Source organism: Streptomyces sp. NH27 (assembly GCF_056859195.1).
The window spans coordinates 1-1,938 of sequence record NZ_JACEGK010000841.1 but is presented as its reverse complement, the minus strand read 5'-3'; the positions used below and the strand labels follow the sequence as shown (position 1 = coordinate 1,938).

Here is a 1,938-nt window from a genome sequence, read left to right as displayed (position 1 = left end):
CTCCGACCTTGACCGGGCCGCCATCGGCCCGTGACCTCACCCGCCACACCCGCACCAGGGGCCGCCGGTTCCGGCAGATCGGGGAGAGCGCTCTCTCAACGCCTTGACACGGCGCCGCCGGCCCTCCAGGGTACGTTCGAGAGAGCGCTCTCAGGCGGCGCTCACCGCTCGCACGCAGCGCCCCCGATCGCCTGTGCGCACCACCCGAGCGGCGCGGTGCCGCCGGCCGTCCGGACAGAGGTAGGTCGTACGTATGTCTTCAAGCAGGGCCGCAGGAAGTGAAGCCCCCGCAGTCGCGCACAGACCCGTGGGCGGGACGGACACCTTGGTCGGCGACGCGCTCGGCCGCCGTACCTTCATGACCACCGCGGGGCCGGCCGGCGCCGTACCGGTGGCCGGTGCCGCCACGCCCGCGTCCGCGCACTCCCGCACCGGGCAGCGGCCCTCGTACACCCGCCAGTTCCCGCCCGCCGAGCCGGACTTCGGCCCGAACGTGCGCGTCTTCGGCCCGGACACGCCGGTCGGGCAGATCCAGGACGCGCTGGACGCGGCCGCGGCCGGGCAGACCGTCGCCGGGTCCGGAACCGGCCAATACACCTTCCTGTTCAAGCCGGGCCGCTATGCCGTGGAGGTACGGCTCGGGCCCCGCACGTCCGTGGCCGGTCTCGGCGCGCACCCGGACGACGTCGTCATCGAGGGCGAGGTGCGGGCCGCGGAGCAGGACGGGCCGGAGGACAGCGACAGCGACAGCGCGGACGGTGGCGGTGACGGTGACGTCCGGCGCTCGGCGGAGAACCTCACGGTCGTGCCGGCCGGCGGCGCCAACCGGTGGGAGGTCTCCCCCACCGCGCCGCTGCGCCGGGTGCACATCCGCGGCCGGCTGCTGCTCTCCCCGGGGCAGGGCGACCTCTCCGGCGGCGGCCTCTCCGGTGGCGGGTTCATCGCCGACTCGGTGGTCGACGGGCAGGTGGTGGACGGACAGGTGGTGGACGCCGGCCGGCAGCGGTCGCTCACCCGGGACAGCCAGGTGGGCGGTTGGCCGAACGCAGGCAGGGCCCAGGTCTTCGCCGGCGTCGAGGGGGCACCCGCGCAGACCTCCCCCGGCCCGTCGCACATCACGCTGCCGACCAGTCCGCTCAGCCGCGAGAAACCGTTCCTGTACGTCGACGAGGGTGGCCGGTACCGGGTGTTCCTGCCGGGGCTGCGGCACGACGCGGTCGGCGCGAGCTGGGCCGGCGGCAGCACGCCGGGCTCGTCGGTGCCGATCGACCGGTTCTTCGTGGCCCGGCCCACCGACTCGGTGCGCACCATCAACAAGGCGCTGTCGCAGGGCCGGCACCTGCTGCTGATGCCCGGCTGCTACGAACTGGCCGCCACCATCAAGGTCAAGTGGGCCGGCACGGTGGTGCTGGGGCTCGGCCACGCGACCCTCAACCCGCGCCAGGGCGTGGTGCCGATGACGGTCGCGGACGCGCGCGGGGTGCGGATCGCGGGGCTGCTGTTCGACGCGGGCCCGGTCGAATCCCCGGTGCTGCTGGAGATCGGTGCCCGGCGGGGCGGGCGGACCGACCCGCGCGACCCGGCGTCGGTGCAGGACGTGTACTTCCGGGTCGGCGGCGCGGGCCGGGCGACCACCGCGCTCGTCGTGAACAGCGACCATGTGCTGCTCGACCACGTCCGGGCGTGGCGAGCCGGCCACGGCACCGGGGTGGACCCGACCGGTGCCTCGGAGACCGGGGTGGTGGTCAACGGCGACGACGTGCTGGCCACCGGGCTGTTCGCCGAGGGCTTCCGGACGTCCGGCGCGGTGTGGAACGGCCGAGACCGACCGGCGCATGGGGGGTGGGTGAAGGAGCGGGTCGAGGGCCGGGTCCGGGCGGTGCCGACGAGGGAGCCATGGCGGAGCCCTGGTGACTGAGGAGAAGCCGTCCGGGCGGG

Annotated in this window: 1 protein-coding gene; it reads left to right on the top strand. The window is 75.1% G+C overall.

Annotation, left to right across the window (positions count from 1 at the left end):
• Positions 1-307 precede the first annotated feature (307 nt).
• Positions 308-1,918 carry a coagulation factor 5/8 type domain-containing protein gene (locus tag AC13HU_RS36395; RefSeq protein WP_483046275.1) on the top strand — a complete coding sequence of 537 codons (1,611 nt, stop codon included), beginning with the start codon at positions 308-310 and terminating at the stop codon, positions 1,916-1,918.
• Positions 1,919-1,938: the final 20 nt, after the last annotated feature.